The 19,091-nt window shown below is 72.6% G+C and carries 16 protein-coding genes; 10 read left to right on the top strand and 6 right to left on the bottom strand.

Annotated elements, in window-relative coordinates:
- The first annotated feature begins 8 nt into the window (after nucleotides 1-8).
- The 7 genes from F4556_RS06435 (at nucleotide 9) to F4556_RS06465 (ending at nucleotide 8,933) form a co-directional block, all read left to right on the top strand.
- Nucleotides 9-1,010, top strand: a complete 1,002-nt coding sequence (locus tag F4556_RS06435) for an ABC transporter substrate-binding protein (RefSeq protein WP_184912376.1) — start codon at nucleotides 9-11, stop codon at nucleotides 1,008-1,010.
- A gap of 72 nt (nucleotides 1,011-1,082) precedes the next feature.
- Nucleotides 1,083-2,279 (top strand): ATP-grasp domain-containing protein, encoded by a 1,197-nt coding sequence (locus F4556_RS06440; RefSeq protein WP_184912378.1) that lies wholly within the window; start codon nucleotides 1,083-1,085, stop codon nucleotides 2,277-2,279.
- Complete coding sequence (locus F4556_RS06445; protein ID WP_184912380.1) at nucleotides 2,276-3,964, top strand: IucA/IucC family protein; 1,689 nt, start codon at nucleotides 2,276-2,278, stop codon at nucleotides 3,962-3,964. Before F4556_RS06440 ends, F4556_RS06445 begins: the two co-directional genes overlap by 4 nt.
- Complete coding sequence (locus F4556_RS06450) at nucleotides 3,964-5,154, top strand: MFS transporter (RefSeq protein ID WP_184912382.1); 1,191 nt, start codon at nucleotides 3,964-3,966, stop codon at nucleotides 5,152-5,154. The genes F4556_RS06445 and F4556_RS06450 overlap by 1 nt, the downstream gene beginning before the upstream one ends.
- Nucleotides 5,154-6,866 carry an IucA/IucC family protein gene (locus F4556_RS06455; protein WP_184912384.1) on the top strand — a complete coding sequence of 571 codons (1,713 nt, stop codon included), beginning with the start codon at nucleotides 5,154-5,156 and terminating at the stop codon, nucleotides 6,864-6,866. The genes F4556_RS06450 and F4556_RS06455 overlap by 1 nt, the downstream gene beginning before the upstream one ends.
- Entirely contained in the window at nucleotides 6,866-8,047 is a 1,182-nt protein-coding gene (locus tag F4556_RS06460; protein ID WP_184912386.1) for a type III PLP-dependent enzyme, read from the top strand. Before F4556_RS06455 ends, F4556_RS06460 begins: the two co-directional genes overlap by 1 nt.
- 91 nt (nucleotides 8,048-8,138) lie before the next feature.
- On the top strand, nucleotides 8,139-8,933 hold the full coding sequence (locus F4556_RS06465; RefSeq protein WP_184924346.1) for an inositol monophosphatase family protein: 795 nt from the start codon (nucleotides 8,139-8,141) through the stop codon (nucleotides 8,931-8,933).
- Nucleotides 8,934-8,948: 15 nt separating this feature from the next.
- On the opposite strand, the gene F4556_RS06470 is transcribed toward F4556_RS06465, so the two are convergent.
- The 6 genes from F4556_RS06470 to F4556_RS06495 all read right to left on the bottom strand — a co-directional run bounded on the left by F4556_RS06470 (nucleotide 8,949) and on the right by F4556_RS06495 (nucleotide 17,629).
- Nucleotides 8,949-10,145, bottom strand: a complete 1,197-nt coding sequence (locus F4556_RS06470; protein ID WP_184912388.1) for a cytochrome P450 — start codon at nucleotides 10,143-10,145, stop codon at nucleotides 8,949-8,951.
- Between the two features lie 31 nt (nucleotides 10,146-10,176).
- Nucleotides 10,177-10,908 carry a tRNA-dependent cyclodipeptide synthase gene (locus F4556_RS06475; RefSeq protein WP_184912390.1) on the bottom strand — a complete coding sequence of 244 codons (732 nt, stop codon included), beginning with the start codon at nucleotides 10,906-10,908 and terminating at the stop codon, nucleotides 10,177-10,179.
- Between the two features lie 405 nt (nucleotides 10,909-11,313).
- Entirely contained in the window at nucleotides 11,314-11,772 is a 459-nt protein-coding gene (locus F4556_RS06480; protein ID WP_184912392.1) for a peptidylprolyl isomerase, read from the bottom strand.
- A 50-nt stretch (nucleotides 11,773-11,822) separates the two neighbouring features.
- On the bottom strand, nucleotides 11,823-13,289 hold the full coding sequence (locus F4556_RS06485; protein ID WP_313068187.1) for a pyridoxal-dependent decarboxylase: 1,467 nt from the start codon (nucleotides 13,287-13,289) through the stop codon (nucleotides 11,823-11,825).
- Nucleotides 13,286-14,629 carry a diaminobutyrate--2-oxoglutarate transaminase family protein gene (locus F4556_RS06490; RefSeq protein ID WP_184912393.1) on the bottom strand — a complete coding sequence of 448 codons (1,344 nt, stop codon included), beginning with the start codon at nucleotides 14,627-14,629 and terminating at the stop codon, nucleotides 13,286-13,288. The genes F4556_RS06485 and F4556_RS06490 overlap by 4 nt, the downstream gene beginning before the upstream one ends.
- 168 nt (nucleotides 14,630-14,797) lie before the next feature.
- Nucleotides 14,798-17,629 (bottom strand): hypothetical protein, encoded by a 2,832-nt coding sequence (locus F4556_RS06495; protein WP_184912395.1) that lies wholly within the window; start codon nucleotides 17,627-17,629, stop codon nucleotides 14,798-14,800.
- A gap of 147 nt (nucleotides 17,630-17,776) precedes the next feature.
- On the opposite strand from F4556_RS06495, the gene F4556_RS06500 reads away from it, so the two are divergent.
- From F4556_RS06500 to F4556_RS06510, 3 genes are read left to right on the top strand one after another with little or no spacing between them, the layout of a single operon-like run.
- On the top strand, nucleotides 17,777-18,376 hold the full coding sequence (locus F4556_RS06500; protein WP_184912397.1) for a class I SAM-dependent methyltransferase: 600 nt from the start codon (nucleotides 17,777-17,779) through the stop codon (nucleotides 18,374-18,376).
- A gap of 32 nt (nucleotides 18,377-18,408) precedes the next feature.
- Nucleotides 18,409-18,696 (top strand): hypothetical protein, encoded by a 288-nt coding sequence (locus tag F4556_RS06505; RefSeq protein ID WP_184912399.1) that lies wholly within the window; start codon nucleotides 18,409-18,411, stop codon nucleotides 18,694-18,696.
- Nucleotides 18,697-18,710: 14 nt separating this feature from the next.
- Nucleotides 18,711-19,088: a DNA-binding protein gene (locus F4556_RS06510; protein WP_313068188.1), complete on the top strand. Its 378-nt coding sequence runs from the start codon at nucleotides 18,711-18,713 to the stop codon at nucleotides 19,086-19,088.
- Nucleotides 19,089-19,091: the final 3 nt, after the last annotated feature.

Raw genomic sequence — 19,091 nt, forward strand, 5'->3', positions numbered from 1 at the left:
ACCTGACCATGTCTCAGCCCACCACCCTCCGTAGACTGCCCGCCGTCCTGCTGGCCTCCGCCCTGGCCGTCTCGCTGGCCGCCTGCGGCAGCAGCGGCAGCTCCTCCGACGCCAAGCCGGCCGAGGGCTCGAAGGCCGCCGACGCCGCGGTCTTCCCGCGCAGCGTCAAGCACGCGATGGGCACCGCGGAGATCAAGGCCCAGCCCAAGAAGGTCGTGGTGCTGGACAGCGGCGAGCTGGACGACGTCACCCTGCTGGGCATCACCCCGGTCGGCGCGGTGGCCCCGCACCTGAAGACCGAGGGCGGCTTCCCGGCCTACCTCAAGGGCAAGGTGGACGGCACCAAGGACGTCGGCCCGAGCGCCGAGCCCAACCTCGAGCTGATCGCCTCGCTCAAGCCCGACCTGATCCTCACCTCGAAGGTCCGGCACGAGAAGGTCTACGACAAGCTCAACGCGATCGCGCCGACCGTGATGACCGAGACCACGGGCTTCCCGTGGAAGGAGAACCTGGCCATCCACGCCCAGGCGCTGGGCAAGGAGGCCGAGGCCGCCAAGGCGCTGAAGGCGTACGAGACCAAGGCCGCCCAGCTCGGCAAGACCATCACCGAGAAGAACGCGGGCAAGGTGCCGACCGTCTCGGTGGTCCGCTTCGTGGCCGGTCCGACCCGGCTGTACGCCAAGGCCTCGTTCAGCGGCGTGGTCCTGAAGGACACCGGGCTGGCCCGGCCGGTCCCGCAGGACGTCGACAAGGCGATGCTCGAGGTCGGCCCCGAGCTGATCAACCAGGCCGACGCCGACCTGGTGTTCGTCACGGTCGCCACCGACCCGACCAAGACCAAGCAGGCCGAGGTCCAGGCCACCCCGGTCTGGCAGGGCCTGACCGCGGTCAAGAACAGCAAGGTCTTCAACGTGCCGGACGAGACCTGGATGTCCGGGATCGGCGTCCAGGCCGCCGAGCAGATGCTCGGCGACATCGCCAAGGCCGCCGGCGTCGACGCGCCCAAGTAGTCCCCGGGGCCGGGGGCGCACGGCGTCCCCGGCCCGCTCGAACCTCCTGCATCACACAGAGGACACCTCGCCATGCGGATGTACCTGCTCGCGCTCAACCCCACCGACTCCGTCACCGACGGCTTCCTGCCCGCCGCCGCGCGGCTCGGCCTGTCGGTGACCGTGCTCACCGACTCCCCCGAGGCGCACCGGAAAGCCTACGCCGACGGGGAGTTCGTGCCCGAGGTGGTGGAGTGCGCGGTGCACGACCACCGCGAGGTGATCGGCCTGATCTCGCAACTCCAGGCGCCGGACGCGGTGTTCAGCAACAGCGATCACCTGCAGACCCAGACCGCGCTGGCCGCCGAGTACTTCGGGCTGCCCGGCAAGGACTGGAAGGCGACCCTGCGGGCCAAGAACAAGGCCCAGTTCCGCCGCCACCTGGCCGCCGCCGGCCTGGACGCGGTCTGGTCCGGCGAGCTGGTGCCGGGGCAGGACCCGGCCGAGCTCGACCCGCCGTTCCCCTGCGTGGTCAAGCCGCGCGAGGGCGTGGCCAGCGAGGACGTCGCGCTGGTGGCCGACGCCGCCGAACTCGCCGAGCGGGTGGCCGCGATCCGGGCCCGCCGGTCCGATGTGGCGCTGGTGGTCGAGGAGTTCCTGGCCGGTGAGCTGCAGACCCTGGAGACGCTTGGCGACGGCACCGTCCGCCATGTGCTCGGCGGCTTCCGGACCCGGCTCTCGCCGCCGCCGAACTTCATCGAGGAGGTGCTGGAGTTCGTCCCGGCGCACCCGCAGGCGGTGACCGAGCAGGTGCTCGCCCAGCTGGACGCCGTCGGCGTCGGGCTCGGCGCCTGCCACACCGAGTTCGTGGTGCAGGCCGACGGCCGGGCCCGGATCATCGAGATCAACTACCGGGCCATCGGCGACCAGTGCGACCTGATGCTGGCCCAGCTGCTGGAGATCCCGTTCTTCGAGCACGTGCTGCGCGCCCACCTCGGCGTGCCGCTGCCCGCCGACCTCGGCGCCCGTACCGACGGCCGGGCCCGCAACGAGGCGGTCTGCGCCGACCGGGCCGGGGTGCTCACCGCCGCCCCCGAGGCCTTCGACCAGGACCGGGACGGCGTCAAGCTGTCCTACCGTCCGTTCCGCTCGGTCGGCGAGCGGCACGACCACTACGGCACCAACCGCGACTACCTGGGCGTGATCTGGGCGGTCGGCACCGACCAGACGGCGGTGGACCGCGCGGTCGCCGGGTTCATCGCGGCCAACCGCTGGGAGATCTCCGCATGAGCGTCGGCTCCCGCTCCGCCCAGGCCGACCAGCTGACCCTGCGGGTGCTCGGCGCGCTGCTCCGCGAGAACGTGCTCGGCCTGCGCACCCAGAGCACCGTGGAGGACCGGGCGGACGGCCGCTGGCTGCGCGCCGGGACGCTCGCGCTGCCGGTCAGGACCGAGGGGTTCCAGAGCGAACTGACCGCCCGGCTCCCGCTGTTGACCGTCTCCGACCAGCCGGTCGACGGACTCCCGGAGATCCTGGCCCACCTCGCCGAGCTGGCCGACCCGCAGGACCGGGACGGCTTCCGCGCCTTCGCCGAGGAGTGCCGGCAGACCCTGGCCACCATGGAGCTGCACGCCGGCGTCCAGGGCCAGGTGCACGACCTGCTCGCACTCCGGCACGGCGAGCACCCCGCCGACTGGACCGGCCTGGCGGGCTCGCTCGGCTTCGACACCCTGGCCGCCTTCCTGGACCACCCGGTGTACCCGACCGCGCGCGGCCGCTCCGGCCTGAGCGAGGACGAACTGCGCTGCTACGCACCGGAGTTCCACCCGAGCTTCGAACTGAACTGGCTGGCCGTACCGGCCGGGGCGCTGGCCGTGGACACCATCGGGCCGCGGCCCGACTGGTGGCCGAGCCTGGCCCAGCTGGGCCTGGGTGAGCTGACGGACAGTCATCTTGCCGTTCCGGTCCACCCGTTGAGTGCCCGCGAGGCGCTGGCCGCCGTACCGGGCGCGGTGCTCGCCGAGGGCGGTCACCTGGAGGTGGTGCCGACCCTGTCGATGCGCACCGTCGCGCTGGCCGAGCACCCCGAGTGGCACCTCAAGCTGCCGCTGACCACCGCCACCCTGGGCCTGCGCAACCGGCGCACCATCAAGCCGGGCACCCTGGAGGACGGCGCGGCCGGCCAGCGGCTGTTCGAAGCCGTGCTGGCCCGCGAACCGCGCCTGGCCGAGCGGATCCTGCACGCCGACGAGCAGGGCTACGCGCACACCGGCCACGAGCTGCTGGCAGTACTCGTCCGGCGCTACCCGGCCGGCCTGGAGCGGGCCCTGACGGTGCCGCTGGCCGCACTGCTCGCCCCGGCGCCCGGCGGGCTGGTCGTCGACCTGCTGGCCGAGCGGTTCTACGACGGCTCGGTGACCGCCTTCTACCGGGAGCTGCTGGCGCTGCTGCTGGACTGGCAGACCACCCTGTTCGGGTACGGCATCGCCCTGGAGTCGCACCAGCAGAACACCTCGCTGGTGCTCGACCGGGTGGACGGCGCGACCCGGCTGCGGCTGCTCTACAAGGACAACGACGGCCCCCGGGTGAACACCGACCGGATCGGTGAACTCGACTCCTTCGTCGGCGAGTTCGACGACGCCCGGGTCTTCTCCCGGAGCGACCGTGCGCTCACCGACCTGTTCACCACGATCACCGGCCACCTGTGCACCGCCTCGCTCGCCTTCGGACTGGCCGCGCACGGCCGGGCCCCGCTGGCCGAGCTGCTCGGCCTGCTGCGGGCCGAGCTGGAGCGCTCGATCGGGCGGCTCGGCCCGGCCGGCGACTCGCTGCGGGCCGCCCTGCTGGACGCCGAGCGGCTGCCGGTGAAGGCGATGGTCACCGCCGGATCGCTGCTCAGCAAGGAGCGCTCCGGCGCCGCCGACATCAACAAGCACTACACCAGCGGCCCGAACTACCTTCGCCTGGAGGTCTGATGAGCACCGCAGCAGCCGAGCGCACGGTGACCGTCCCAGCGCCGGCCGGGTTGGACCGCCGCCAGGTGCACGCGATCGCCGCCTGCTACTTCGTCGCCTCCTTCGCGGCGCTCGGCCTGCCGCCGTTCCTGACCCAGATCCTGCCCGGACTCGGTGACGCGGACGGCAGCTGGGCCGGGGTGCTCTACATCGTGCCGACCGTCTTCAGCGGCCTCGGCGCCCCGCTCTGGGGCCGGCTGGCCGACCGGTTCGGCCGCAAGCGGCTGCTGCTGCGGGCCCAACTCGGGCTCACCGTCTCGTTCCTGATCGCCGGCTGGGCCGACAGCCTGCCCGCCTTCACCGTCGCGCTGGTGCTGCAGGGCTTCCTCGGCGGGACCTTCGCCGCCACCAACGGCTATCTGGCCGCCGCCCTGGAGGGTCCCGGGCTCTCCAAGGCGCTCACCCTGATGCAGGGCAGCGCCCGGGCCTCGCTGGTGGCCGCGCCGATCCTGGTGGGCGCCCTCTCGCCCTGGATATCCCCGCACCGGCAGTATCTGGTGATGGCCGTCCTCCCGCTGCTCGCCGCCGGGCTGCTCGCCCTGCTGCCCGAGCCGTCCCGGCCGGTCCGGCCGAGCACGGCGGGCCAGCAGCCCGCCACCGTGGTGCCCGGCTCGCTGAAGCTGCTCTACACGGTCGAGTTCGCCTTCGTGTTCTCCACCATCATCTCCTTCCCGTACCTGGTCGCGCTGGTGGAGCAGAAGCTGCCCGGCGTGTCCGGCACGGTCACCGGCCTGCTCTTCGCGCTGCCGCACCTGTGTTACCTGGCCGCCGCCGGACGGGTGCACGCCCGCTTCCTGGAACGGCCGCGCACCGGCCTGGCGATCGGCTTCGCCTTCGTCGCGCTCGGTCTGGCCGCGCACGGCCCGGCCTCCTCCCTGCTCACCTTCACCCTCGCCCGGCTGCTGCTGGGCATCGGCCTGACGCTCGGTCTGGTCTGCCTCTCGGTGCTCGCCGCCGAGGCATGCCGCGGGCGGGCCCCGGGCCGGATGTTCGGCTCACTCGAATTCGTCTCCAAGGGCGGCGCGGTCGCCGCCGGGGTGGTCGCCGCGCTGGTCAACAGCGCCTTCGGTCCGACCGCCCCCGTGCTGGCCGGCACCGCCACCGCGCTGGTCGCCGCCGCCCTCGTCCTCCTCTCCCGCAGGAGCAACTGATGCCCTCTTCGCTCGACATCGCCCGGCACACCAACGCCGCGCCCGCCGAACTCCCCACGGCCGACCACGCCGTGACCCACACCCTGCTCAACTGCGTGCTCCGCGAGGTGTCAGGACCCGAGCACCAGACCGCCATCGTCGACGGCGATCTGCACCTGCGGCTGCCCCGGCAGGGCGTGACGCTCCGGATCGCCCTCCGGCGCACCTCGCTGACCGGCGCGCACCGTTTCACCGGGCCGGTGTTCCAGGAGGGCCCCGACGGCTCCCGGGAGCTGGGCTGGCAGGAGCTGGCCGAGCACGTGCAGTCCGAACTCACGCTGCGCACCGGGGTACAGAACGAGGAGTTCCTCACCCAGCTGGCCTCCAGCCGCGCCGGAGTGGCCCACGGACTGGACCGCCGCCCCGCCCCCGGCCAGGACCGCTACCTGGAGTCCGAACAGGCCCTGCTGTTCGGCCACCGCTTCCACCCGGCCCCCAAGTCCCGCTACGCGGAGCGCGGTTCCTGGGACGACTACGCCCCCGAGGCCCGGGCCGCGTTCCGGCTGCGCCATCTCGCGGTGCGCTCCGAGTACATCGCCCAGGACGCCACCGACCCGGGCGCGCTGGCCCTGCTGGACTCGCTGGGCGAGGTGCCGGCCGGCTACACCCTGCTGCCCTCCCACCCCTGGCAGTACGAACTGCTCTGCGACCACCCGGGGTTGACTGCGGCGATCGAGCGCGGCGACGTGATCGACCTGGGCGAGCGTGGCGAGGACTTCGCCGCCACCGCCTCGGTGCGCACCCTGCACGGCGCGGGCGCCTTCCTGAAGTTCAGCCTGAACGTGCGGATCACCAACTGCCTGCGCAAGAACGCCGCGTACGAGCTGACCGGCGCGGTCACCCTGACCAGGCTGCTGGCCGAGCCGTTCGCCAAGCTGGCCGAGCAGTTCCCGGACGCCGGGATGCTGCGTGAGCCCGCGTTCCGCACGCTGGCCCTGCCGGGCCCGGACGGCACGGTGGACAACTCGCTGTTCGAGGGCTTCGGCCTGATCGTCCGGGAAGGTCTGGCGGACAAGCTGCGGCCCGGCGTCACCGCTCTGCTGGCGGCCGCGGTGGCCGACGAGTACCCGACCAGCTCGGCCCAACTGGCCGAACTGCTGGGCGAGTCGGGCCCGGCCGGGGCGCTCGACTGGTGGGGCGCGTACCTGCGGCTCGTGGTGCCGCCGGTACTGGCCGCCTACTTCGAGCACGGCGTGGTGCTGGAGCCGCACCTGCAGAACGTGGTGCTCGGCGTGGACGACCGGGGCCGCCCGGCCCAGGTGCTGTTCCGCGACCTGGAGGGCACCAAGCTGCTGCCGGAGCGCAACGCCGAACTGCTGGCCACGCTGCCGCCCGAGGTGGCCGGACCGATGGCCTACGACGCCCAGCGCGGCTGGGACCGGGTGGTGTACTGCCTGGTGGTCAACCACCTGTCCGAGCTGGTCTCCGCACTGGCCGACCAGCACCCGACCCTGGAGGCCGCGTTCTGGGGCGAACTGCGCACCGTGCTCGGCCAGTTCGGTGACACCCACGGCTGCCCGCCCCGACTGGCCGCGCTGCTCGCGGGGGTGCCGCTGCCCGCCAAGGCCAACCTGCTCACCCGCTGGGAGCGCAAGGCCGACCGGGAGGCGGGGTACGTCCCACTGCCCTCGCCGCTCGGCGAATCCGTGCTGGCCCTGAGCTGGAGCGCCTGATGCCCCTTCACGATCTGATCTCCGGACTGACGCCCGATCAGTTCCCGGTCTACGTCTACGACCTGGCCGCGCTGCGCGAGCACGCCGCCGCCGTCCGGGCCGCGCTGCCCGAGCGGGTCGAGCTGTACTACGCCGCCAAGGCCAACCCCGAGCCGGCGATCCTGGCCGCGCTCGGCTCCGCCGTGGACGGCTACGAGGTCTCCTCCGGTGGCGAGTTGGCCCATGTCCGGGCGGCCGTGCCGGATCACCCGCTGGCCTTCGGCGGCCCGGGCAAGACTCCGGCCGAGATCGAGTCCGCGCTGCGGCTCGGGGTGCGGCGCTGGCACGTGGAGAGCGAGCACGAGCTGCGACTGCTGGCCGCGCTCGCCTCCGCTGCCGACGGCCCGGTGGACGTGCTGCTGCGGGCCAACCTGCCGGTGGCCGACGGCTCGCTCGACTCGGTGAAGCTCGCGATGGGCGGCCGGCCGACCTCGTTCGGCCTCGACCCGGCGCTGGTCTCGCGCTGCGTGCGGCTGCTGGCGGAGCCCGGCTTCGAGCGGCTGCGGCTGGTCGGTGTGCACGCGCACCTGGCCAGCGGCCTGGCGGCCGAGGCTCAACTCGCGGTCGCCGAGCAGGTGGTGGAGTGGTCGCTCGCGATGGCCGAGCGGCACGGGATCACCCTCGAGGAGGTCAACGTCGGCGGCGGGATGGCCGTGGACTACGCCGACCCGGCGGCCCGCTTCGACTGGACGGCCTTCGGCACCGGCCTGGCGAAGCTGCTGGACCGGCACCCCGGGCTGACCCTGCGGATCGAGCCCGGCCGGGCGCTCACCTCGTACTGCGGCTACTACGCGACCGAGGTGCTGGACGTGAAGCAGAGTCACGGCGAGGACTTCGCGATCGTCCGCGGCGGCACCCACCACCTGCGCACCCCCGCCACCCGGGGCCACGACCAGCCGTTCACCGTGCTCCCGGTGGCCGACTGGCCGCACCCCTGGGAGCGGCCCGCCGTGACCACCGGACGGGTGACCGTGGCCGGGCAGCTCTGCACGCCCAAGGACGTGCTGGCGGCGGGCATCCCGGTGGCGGAGCTGCGGGCCGGTGACCGGGTGGTGTTCGCGATGGCCGGGGCGTACGCCTGGAACATCTCGCACCACGAGTTCCTGATGCACCCTCGGCCGGGCTTCCACTTCCTCGGCTAGCGACCGGCCGCCCCGGCCGGTGGGGCGCCGCAGGTCGGGGCCGGGCGGACGTGCGAGAGTGGTACCCAGCGAAGGGAGCGCGCACGTGCTGATGGAGAAGGTGGCCGAGATCCTCGCCGAGACGTCGGCCGAGGTGGTCGAGCCGCGCTTCCGGGCACTGGCCGCCGGCGAGGTGATCGAGAAGGCCCCCGGGGAGATCGTCACGGTCGCCGACCGGGAGGCCGAGGTGATCATCGCCCGCCGGCTCCGCGAGCTGCTGCCCGTCCCGGTGGTCGGCGAGGAGGCGGTGGCCGCCGACCCGGCGCTGGCCGAGGCGCTCCGGTCGGAGCCGGCCGTCTGGCTGGTGGACCCGGTGGACGGCACCTCCAACTTCGTCGCGGGCCGCCCCGACTTCGCCGTGATGGCCTCGCTGGTCCGGGCCGGACAGACCGTCGCCGCCTGGATCTGGCAGCCCGTCAACGGCGTGGCGTACGCCGCCGAGCTGGGCGCCGGCGCCTGGCGGGACGGGCACCGGCTGACCCGGCCCGCCGTCACCGACGCGCCCGAGAAGTGGCGCGGCTCGGTGAAGAGCCGCTTCCTCGACCCGGCCGAGCACCACCGGATGCAGACCGCCATCCGGGTCTTCGGGAAGACCGGCGACGGCCTGCGCTCGGCGGGCATGGAGTACCCGCAGATCGCCGACGGCGACAGCGAGTTCATCCTCTACTGGCGCACCCTGCCCTGGGACCACTCCCCCGGCTCGCTGCTGGTCACCGAGGCGGGCGGGGTCGCCGCCCGCCTGGACGGCAGCGGCTACCGGCCGGAGCCGCCCGGCGGTCCGGACGGCCTGCTGATTGCCGCCGACCCGGCGGTCTGGGAGCAGGTCAGATCGGTGCTGTTCGGCTGATCCCTGCTTTGGGGTTCACCAGACCACCGGCAGCCGCTCCGGCAGGCGCTTGATGAAGCCGGGCCGCCAGGCCAGCTGCTCGGCCGGGATGGCCAGCCGCAGCCCCGGCAGCCGCTCCACCAGCACCTGCAGCGCGATCTCGGCGTGCGTCCGGCCGAGCGCGGAGGCCGGGCAGAAGTGCCGCCCCGCGCCGAAGGCCAGGTGCGGGTTCTCCGCCCGGTCGAAGTCGATCCGCTCCGGGTCCGGGAAGACCGCCGGGTCGTAGTTGGCGCCCTCGATCAGCACCAGCACCAGCTCACCCTGACGGACCAGCACCTCGCCGACCTGGACGTCGGCCAGCGCGATCCGGGGCAGCGCGTCCCCGATCGACAGGTTGTAGCGGAGCAGCTCGTCCACCGCCCGGCCGATCAGCTCGGGCTCCTTGCGCAGCCGCTCGGCCAGCTCGGGCCGCTGCGCCAGCGCGATGATCGCGTGCAGCAGGAAGGAGGAGGTGGAGACCGCCCCGGCGCCGAACAGCGAGAGGGCGACGGTGGCCAGCAGCTCGTCGTCCTCCAGGTCCGCCCGCTCGGCGCGCAGCCTGGTGAACCGGCCGAGCAGGCCCTCGGTGGGGGCCGGGTCGGCGTTCAGCTTGCCCAGCATGTAGCCGAGGTCCTTGTACCAGTTGGGAGTCGACCCCTCGAACGGGACCGGGCTGGTCAGGAAGGCCACGTCGATGCCCGCCATCAACTGCCGCCAGTCGTCGGCCGGGATGCCCAGCAGCCGGCAGTGCAGCGCGGCCGAGTACGGCTCGGTGAAGCCGTCCCGCAGTTCGGCGGGCTGCCCCTGCCGCTCCAGCTCGTCGATCAGCCGGTGCGCCTCGGCCTCCAGCCAGCCGCCCAACTCCTTGTCGGCGCGCGGGGAGAGGGTCTTCATCACGGCGTCCCGCAGCCCGGCGCTGTTGATGTTGCCCATGTTGTTGACCACCTCGGGCGGGATGGTCAGCGCGTACTGCCGCGGCACGCCCGGGTTGGCGGTGTCCTTGAGACTGAACCGCTCGTCCTCCAGCACCTGCTTGGCCAGCTGGTAGCTGCTCACCAGCCAGGCCGGGTCACCGGTCAGGGTGGTCACCTTGGCGACCGGCTGCTGTTCGCGCAGCAGGGTGGCCTCCTCGGGCAGCACGTCGCCGCGCCGGGACAGGGGGAAGGTGAATTCGCGCTGTGCACTCGTGGTCATCGGGGTTGCTCCTCTTGAGGGTCGGTACAGGTCAGGCGGCGGTGGCGACCTGGGGCAGCTGCGGTACGGCCCGCGGCCGGACCACCGCGTAGCCCTGCCCCGGCGCCGCCCGCAGGCCCCGGTCGCGGCCGAACAGGACCGGGGTGAGCGGCAGTTCGACGTGGTAGCAGGAGACCGAGGACGGCACGTCCAGCAGGCTCGGGGTGTCCAGGAAGAACGGCAGCTCGGCGGCTATGTAGGCCACCCCGGCGGCGAGTTGGTCCGCCGAGGGGGCCTGGCCCTCCGGCAGCCTGGCGGCCAGGAAGCCGGCCGCCATCCCCTCGGTGGCCAGCCGGAAGTCCTCGTCCTCGGCCAGCGCGCCGGCCACTTCACCGGCCAGCCGCCGGTACGCCGGGGTGTCCGCGAACTCGGACAGCGCGTGCACCCCGACCCGGGACCGGCCGGCCAGTTCGACCCCGCGCTCGATCCGCCGCCGGGTGGTCTTGGTCTCCTTGGCCGCCCGGCGCCGGGCCTGGTCGGCCGGGTAGCCGAACGCGGCGAACTGGGTGTCCACGTGCAGGTCGGCGTGGACGACGTCCACCGAGTCGAAGAACTGGCGCCCCCAGCGCACGAGTTGGGCGATCCGGAGATGGCTGAAGTAGCTGTTGCCCGGACTGACCCCGATCAGCAGATGGTCGCCGCGCTGCCAGACCCGGTGGCAGCGGTCGGAGAACGGCAGTGCCTGGAAGGTACTGAAAGTGGTGCTCAGGAGTGTTTCGGTCATGCCGCAGCCTCCGCGTCGCAGGACTGAGTACAGGGAAGTGGTGTCGATACCAAGGGAGTTCGTGAGAGCTCATGCCTGAAGAGGCGAAAGGAGAGGCCACGCCGGATGACGGCGGGTTCACTACTCCCTCGCGCCGCGAGTCCCGAGGAGCCGTGTGCTCCTGGTGTGGCGGCGGCTACTAGAAGTTACCGCCGCGCTTCGGCGAATCCGCAACCATGACCGGGTGGTTGGCGAAATCGGGCTGCACAGCGGCTGAAAACAACTGGACAGCATGGCGACGGTATGTCCACGGAGACTTCCCGGAACGGCCCCGGAAATACCCACGGGGCGTGCTGCGGTCGCGCTTTCCTACGAATTCTGACAGCCGGACCGGTAATCCGGCTGTCAGATCCGCCAAATGCTTTCTCAGTCCTGGAACTTGGCGCTGGTCACCTGGTCGCCGGCCCTGAGCTGCTGCACCACGTCCAGGCCGTCGGTGACCCGGCCGAAGACGGCGTAGTTCATGTCGAGGAAGGCCGCCGGGCCGAGCGTGATGTAGAACTGGCTGGAGGCGCTGTTCGGATTCTGACTGCGGGCCATCGAGAGCGCGCCCGCCTCGCCGTGCTTGAGTTCCGGCGTGACCTCCAGCTTGATGGTCCGCTCCCGGCCGGTCGCCGGGTCGATGAATCCGCCGGTGCCGTTGCCCAGCGGGTCACCGCCCTGGATCACGAAACCCGGCTCGTAGCGGTGGAACTTCAGCCCGTCGTAGAAGCCCCGCTCGACCAGGTCGGCGAAGTTCCCCGCCGTGATCGGAGCCTTGTCCTCGTACAGCTCGGCCGTGATCGTGCCCTTGCTGGTCTCGATCACCACGGTTCGGTTTGCCACTGTTGACCGCCTGTCCTGACTGGAGGGTTGTCCTGATTTTTCACCCTACGTCACCCTTGTTCTCCGCCCGGGCCCCTGACGCGCTGTCCGGCCGCCCGCACCGCGGCCAACAGCGCCCCGGTGTCCGCCGGGGTGGCGTACGGGTTGAGCAGGGTGAGCTTGAGCCGGACCCGGCCCGGGCCGGTGCCCGGCAGTTCGGTCCGGCCGACCACCGCCCGGCCGGCGCGGAGCAGCTCACGGCGCAGCTCGGCGTTCAGCCGGTCCAGCTCGGCCGGTCCGGCCCCGGCCGGGCGGTAGCGGAACACCACCGTGCTGAGCACCGGCGCGCAGTGCAGCTCCAGCTCCCCGGCGGCCACCACCGCGCCGGCGGTGGTCAGCGCCAGGTCGTGGCAGGCGTCGACCAGCGCGCCCAGGCCCTTGCGGCCGAGCGTGCGCAGGGTGACCAGGAGTTTGAAGGCGTCGGCCCGGCGGGTGGTGCGCAGTGAGCGGCCGAGCAGGCTCGGGTACCCGGCCTGCTCGTCGTCGGCCGGGTTGAGGTACGCCGCCCGGCGGGCCAGCGACCCGTACGACTCGGCCCGGCGGGCCAGGAAGACCCCGGCGGCGGCCGGCTGCCAGCCGAACTTGTGCCAGTCCAGCGAGACCGAGTCGGCCCGGGCGATGCCGTCCAGCAGCGGGGCCAGCCGGTCGCTGAGCAGCGCCCCGCCGCCGTACGCGGCGTCCACGTGCAGCCAGGCGCCGTGTTCGGCGGCCAGCTCGGCGGCCGGGTGCAGCGGGTCGACGGCGCCGGTGTCGGTGGTGCCCGCGGTGGCCACCACGGCGATCGGCCGCTGCCCGGCCCGGACGGCGGCGCGCAGCTCCCCGGCCAGCGCGGCCGGGTCCATCCGCAGCTCGCGGTCGACCCGGACGGTACGGACCGCCCGCTCGCCGAGGCCGAGCAGCGCGGCGGCGCGCTGGACCGAGAAGTGCGCCGCCTCGGAGGCCAGGATCACCGGGCGGACGCCGGGCGGCAGGCCGTCCAGGGCGACCTCGCCGCCCAGCACCTGATCCCGTGCCAGCAGCAGGCCCATCAGGTTGGACTCGGTGCCGCCGGTGGTCAGCACCCCGGCGGCCGCCGCCGGGTCGAAGCCGACCAGCTCGGCCAGCTCGGCGATCAGGGCGGTCTCCATGCCGGTGGCCGCCGGGGCCTGGTCCCAGGAGTCGAGCGAGGGGTTGAGGGCGCTGACCGCGAGGTCGGCGGCGACCGCGAGGGCGAGCGGCGGGCAGTGCAGGTGGGCCGCGCAGGCCGGGTCGGCGGGGTCGGCGGTGCCGAAGGCGAGGAACTCGGTGAGCCGGAGCAGGGCGTCCTGGTCGTGCTGGATCGAGAGCGCCAGCCGGGTCTGACCAGCGATCAGCTCGGGGCCGCCGGGCGGCAGCGGGCCGCCCCGGTGCTGGGCGCCGGCCTCCAGGGCGGTGAGCACCAGGTCGAGCAGCGGCCGCAGCGCCGCGGGGCGGGCCAGCCCTGCCGTCTCGGCGCTCACCGGGACGCGGCCTCGATCGCCTCGGCGAGCCGCTCCAGCACCGCCTCGACCTGTTCGTCGGTGACGGTGAGCGGGGGCAGCAGCCGGAGTACGGCGTCGTGGCGGCCGCCGAGCTCGACGATCAGGCCACGCTGCAGGCACTCGGCCCGGACCCGGCGGGCCAGTTCGGGGTCGGCCGGGTGCGCGCCGCAGCGGTCGGGTTCGCCGCTCGGGTCGACCAGCTCGACGCCGATCATCAGGCCCCGGCCCCGGACGTCACCGATCACCGGGAGCCGTCCCTTGAGCGCGTCCAGACGGCCCGTCAGCCGGGCCCCGAGCAGGTCGGCCCGCTCGACCAGCCCGTGCTCGGCGACGTACCGCAGGGTGGCCGCGCCCGCCGCCATCGCCAGCGTGTTGCCCCGGAAGGTGCCGGTGTGCGCGCCGGGCAGCCAGCCGTCGTACTCCTCCCGGTAGACCACCACCGCGAGCGGCAGGCTGCCGCCGATCGCCTTGGACAGCACCATGGCGTCCGGCACGATCCCGCTGTGCTCGACCGCCCACATCGCGCCGGTCCGGCCGACGCCGGTCTGCACCTCGTCCACGATCAGCGGGATGCCGCGCTCGGTGGTGATCCGGCGCATCTCGCGCAGCCAGCCGTCCGGCGCGGGCACCACGCCGCCCTCGCCCTGGACCACCTCCAGGATCATCGCGGCCGGCGGCAGCACACCCCCTGACGGGTCGTCGAGCAGCCGCTCCACGTACGTCGCCGACAGCTCCGCCCCGCGCGCGCCCTCGCCGAACGGGCAGCGGTACGCGTACGGGTAGGGCAGCCTGGTCACCTCTCCCCCGCTGGGCAGCGGCGACTTGACCTCGACGGCGCCCGTGACGGCCAGCGCGCCGGCGGTCATGCCGTGGTACGCGCCGGTGAAGGCGAGCGCGCCCCGGCGGCCGGTGGCGGTCTGCATCAGCTTGAGCGCCGCCTCCACCGCGTCGGTGCCGGCCGGTCCACAGAAGTGCACCCGGGAGCGGTCGCCGAAGCCGGGCGGCAGGCTGTCGAACAGCGCGGTGGTGAAGTCGTCCTTCTCGGCGGTGGCCAGGTCGAGCAGGTGCAGCGGGGCGCCGCTGTCCAGGGTGCGGCGGATCGCGGTCAGCACCGTCGGGTGGTTGTGGCCGAGCGCCAGCGTCCCGGCGCCGGACAGACAGTCCAGATAGCGGCGGCCGTCCGCGCCCTCCACCGTCATCCCGTGCGCCCGGACCGGCACGATCGGGAAGGAGCGGGCGTAGGTGCGGGCAGCCGACTCGCGGACGCGCTGACGGCGCAGGATCGCGTCGCCGGCCGAGGGGGCGGCGGTGAGGGCCAAGGCAGACTCCCTTTGGTTAGGTAAGCCTAACTTTACTCTCCGGGAATCCGATACCTCGTCAGGGGGCCGCTTTCCACCCGTCCGAGTGAACCCGACACTCCATCAACGAGCGAGGCCCGCAACGGACACGGGCCTCGCTCTGCCGAACGGTCCGTCAGGACCTGCGGGTCAGCCCTCGGTGACCGTGAAGACCAGCGGGCCGCCGGGGACGGCGGGCTTGCCCGGCATGCCCCAGTAGCTGGTCAGCCCGGCCGAGTTGGAGACCGAGAAGCCGACCGTGTAGGTGCCGACAGCCAGGCCGTAGGGCACCGGGAAGCCGACCGAGACCTTGCCGTCCGGGCCTTCGGAGGTGCCGCCGAAGGACTGGTAGATCTCCTTGCCGGTGCTGTCGTAGAGGTACGCGCTGTCGCCGGTGACCGGCGCCACCCCGGGCTCGACCTGAACGTACGTCACATAGGACCAGTTGCCGAGCTGGCTCTTCGGCATGGTGGTCTTGCTCAGCGCGGCCGACTTCACCACCGGGGCGGCGGTGACCTTGGTGCTGCTGACCTTGAGATCCAGCTCGGGCGCGAAGAAGGCGCTGCCGTAGACCGAGACGTGCCCCGCACCGTCCTTGACGACCAGTCCGTTGACCTGGCAGGTGTAACCGCCGTTGCCGTAGGTCCGGTACATCGTCGCCGGCACCGAGTAGGAACCGTCCGGCTGCTGGCTCGGCGTGGTGGAGTTCTGGACGCAGGAACCGCCCATGTTCGAGAACAGCACCCGGATCGAGGAGACGCCGTTCTGCGCGCCCGCGACCTTGGTCAGCACCTTGAAGGGCGCGTCCTGCCGCCAGTTGTCGACCTCGGTGGCGGAGGCGGCGAGGCCGGCGACGGTGACGGTCTGGTTCCCGGTCACCGTGATCGGCAGGTCCTGCAGGCCGGAGTAGGTCTTGGTCTGGCCCGCGTTGTTGGTCAGGGTGACCTTGCTGACCTTCCACACCCCGGCCGGCGCGGTGTCGGGCAGCGGGATGTAGACGTCGCAGGTCGCGTAGTGGATGTCGTGCTGGCAGGGCGAGTACTGCTGACCCTGGTAGCTCATCTCCTCGAACGAGCCGCGCAGCGTCCGGCCGCCGGGGCCGGTGGCCTCCACGGTGCCCTGCCAGACCCCGGACTGCTGGTCCTGGGCGTCGACCCGGTAGTGCAGCAGGCTGGTGCTGCCGTTGTACACGTAGCGGACGTCGTCGACGGTGTTGAGGAAGTTGCTCACGCCGGAGTAGCCCGGCAGCGCGCTCGGCACCTGGGTGTTCGCGGTCACCGACCGGCCGGAGGGGTCCAGTGCGGAGCCGGCCAGCACCTGGCGCTGGCCCTCGCTGTCGAACAGCGAGACCAGCGAGACCACCCACTTGGCGCTGGTGGAACCCGCGTAGCGCGGCACGTAGAAGTGGTACGAGTAGCTGGAGGAAGCCGGGTCGCCCGAGACGTAGGTGGCGCCGTTCCAGAGGCTCTGCCCGTGCAGGAAGTCGATCGTGTAGGCCTGGCCGACGTAGCTGTCCGCCGTCGCGCCCTGCTGCCGGATCACCACCGAGCCGCCGGTCTGGGCGGCGGCGGCGTCGGAGTCGGTGACCGTCCAGCCGAGGTCCACGCCGGCCACGTCCGCCGAGGCGTCCACGGTGGCGGCGGAGAACTTCAGGTCGGCGAGCCCGAGGTGATCACCGGCCACGTAGTAGCCGAAGGCGTCGGCGATCACGTCGGTGTTGCCCGCCGCGTTGAAGAAGTCCACCTTGCCGTCCGCCCCGACCGGGACGGTGACCAGGTTCGGAATCGTCTGATCCTTGACGAAGTTCAGGTTCGACGCCGTCGGCCGCGCCTGACCCGTCGGATACACCGTCAGGAACCCACCGTTGGTCGGCCCCGTCACCGTCACGTTCAGCGTCACAGCCTTCGCGTTCGCCGGAATACCCGACGCACCGCCCACCTTCAGGCTGACCGCCTTGCCCGGACCGACCGGCGCCTTGACGCCGCCCGTCCCCGTACCCTCCCGGGTGTCCAACAACCGGGTCGGGCTGCTCAGGGTCTGCAGCACGCCGCCGGTCTTCGGGGCGTCGTCGAGGTAGTAGCCCGCCAGGTCGGCGATCACGTCGGTGTTGCCCGCCGCGTTGAAGAAGTCCACCTTGCCGTCCGCCCCGACCGGGACGGTGACCAGGTTCGGAATCGTCTGATCCTTGACGAAGTTCAGGTTCGACGCCGTCGGCCGCGCCTGACCCGTCGGATACACCGTCAGGAACCCACCGTTGGTCGGCCCCGTCACCGTCACGTTCAGCGTCACAGCCTTCGCGTTCGCCGGAATACCCGACGCACCGCCCACCTTCAGGCTGACCGCCTTGCCCGCACCGACCGGCGCCTTCACGCCGCCCGTCCCCGTACCCTCCCGGGTGTCCAACAACCGGGTCGGGCCGTTGGCCACGTACGTGGCGGCGGGCCGGTCGGTGGTGTAGTACCCGGCCAGATCGGCGATCACGTGGCTGCGGCCGCCCGCGTTGTACAGCGCCACCTTGCCGTCGGTGCCGACCGGCACGGTCACCAGGTTCGGGATCGTCTCCCCGGCCCGGAAGTTGAGGTTCGACGTGCCGGGGCGGCTGCCGCCCCAGGGGTACACCGTGAGGTAGCCGCCCGAAGTGGGCTCGGTCACCGTCACGTTGAGCACCACGGCGGTGGGCTTCACCGACGGGTTGCCGCTGACCCCGGACACGTCCAGCACCAACGGGCTCTGCCCGATCGGACCCGATACCCCCTCGGTGCCGACCCCCTCCCGGGTGTCCAGCAGCCGGGTCGGCGTGGTCGGGACGAACCCGCCCGCCAGCTCCGGCTGCTGCGGCAGTGCCAGCCGGGGCTTCACCTCACCCGCGGCCGGACGGTCCGCCGCACCCGCGGCCGACCCACCGGCCACCATGGCCGCCAACACGGCCCCCGCCACCACGGCCCGGGCTCGCCTGCGCGACCCGTCGCCAACTATCGGCATCTCTCGTCCCCCTGTGGTCACCGCCCCGCCCGATGGCGCTCCGACGGGGCGCTCTCCCCGGCAGGGCCGGGTCATTCAAGCAGACCGGACCGACGACCCTCACCCCGGTTTCCGGCCTGCGGCCCGGTCGGCGATTAGGCTGCCCGCATGTCGTACGAAGCCGAACTGGCCGCCACCCGTGAGTTCTTCGCCACCCGCGCCGCCACCTGGGACTCCAAGTACCCGGACGACAGCCCTCGCTACGCCGCGGCGATCGCCGAACTCGGCCTGGCCGAAGGCGCGTTCGTGCTCGACGCGGGCTGCGGCACCGGGCGGGCGCTGCCGCTGCTGCGGGCCGCGGTCGGCCCGACCGGGACGGTGCTCGGGGTGGACGTGACGCCCGAGATGGTGGACCGGGCCGCCGCCCACTCCGACGTGGCCGCCGTCGCGCTCGCCGACTGCGCGCACCTCCCGCTGCCCGACGGGACCGTCGACCTGGTCTTCGCGGCCGGCCTGGTCAACCACCTCCCCGACCCCGCCCTCGGCCTGCGCGAACTCGCCCGGGTCAGCCGCCCGACCGGCCGGCTCGCCCTTTTCCACCCGATCGGCCGCGCGGTGCTGGCCGCCCGCCACGGCCGCGAACTCACCCCCGACGACCGCCGCGCCGAGCCCAACCTCCGCCCCCTGCTGGCCGCCAACGGCTGGCGGCTGGTGAGCTACACGGACACCGACGACCGCTACCTCGCGGTGGCAGAGTGGTCACTTTGAGCGACTGCTACCCACGGTGGTAGCCTGACGGCATGCCTGAGTCGCCCTTCAAGAAGTACAGCGTCTCGATGCCGGAGGCCGTTGCGGAGGACGTCCGCACCCGCGTCGGCAAAGGGGCGTTCAGCGCCTACGTGACCGCTGCAGTCCAGGAACGGATAGAGCGCGAGCGACTGGCCGAACTGGTAGAGGAGCACATTCGCCACCACGGCGAGATCCCCGAAGCGGCCCGAGCCCAAGCCGCAGCGGAGGCCGAGGAAGCGGAGCGGAGGTACGCCCAGTGGCTCGCCGAACAGCCGCAGGACGACGCCCTGGCGAGCTGACCCCTGGAGCTCTCGTGCTCGACTGCCAGGGTCTGGCCTTGGCGGTCGCCAGCGACCCGCTGGTCATGGCCCGGCTTGAGCACGCCCAGACACACGGCGCCCGCATCGTGGTCAGCACCCTCACCCTGATCGAGGCTATGAATCCCCAACACTCCCAGCCTCGATGGGACTTCGTGATCTCTCGGCTCAACGTCGAGGAGGTCACCCACCAACACACACAGCACGCCATGGCCCTTCTCAAGACAGCGGGGTTGCACGGTCATAGGTACGCGATCGACGCCGTCGTAGCTGCGACGGCCATGGCACAGCCGGGACCGGTCCGACTTCTCACCAGTGACGTCGACGACATGGCGAAGCTCTGCGACAAGCGGGTGCTGCTGGTCGCCGTCTGACCC

Origin of the sequence: Kitasatospora gansuensis (assembly GCF_014203705.1) — a bacterium.
Taxonomy (GTDB): Bacteria; Actinomycetota; Actinomycetes; order Streptomycetales; family Streptomycetaceae; genus Kitasatospora; species Kitasatospora gansuensis.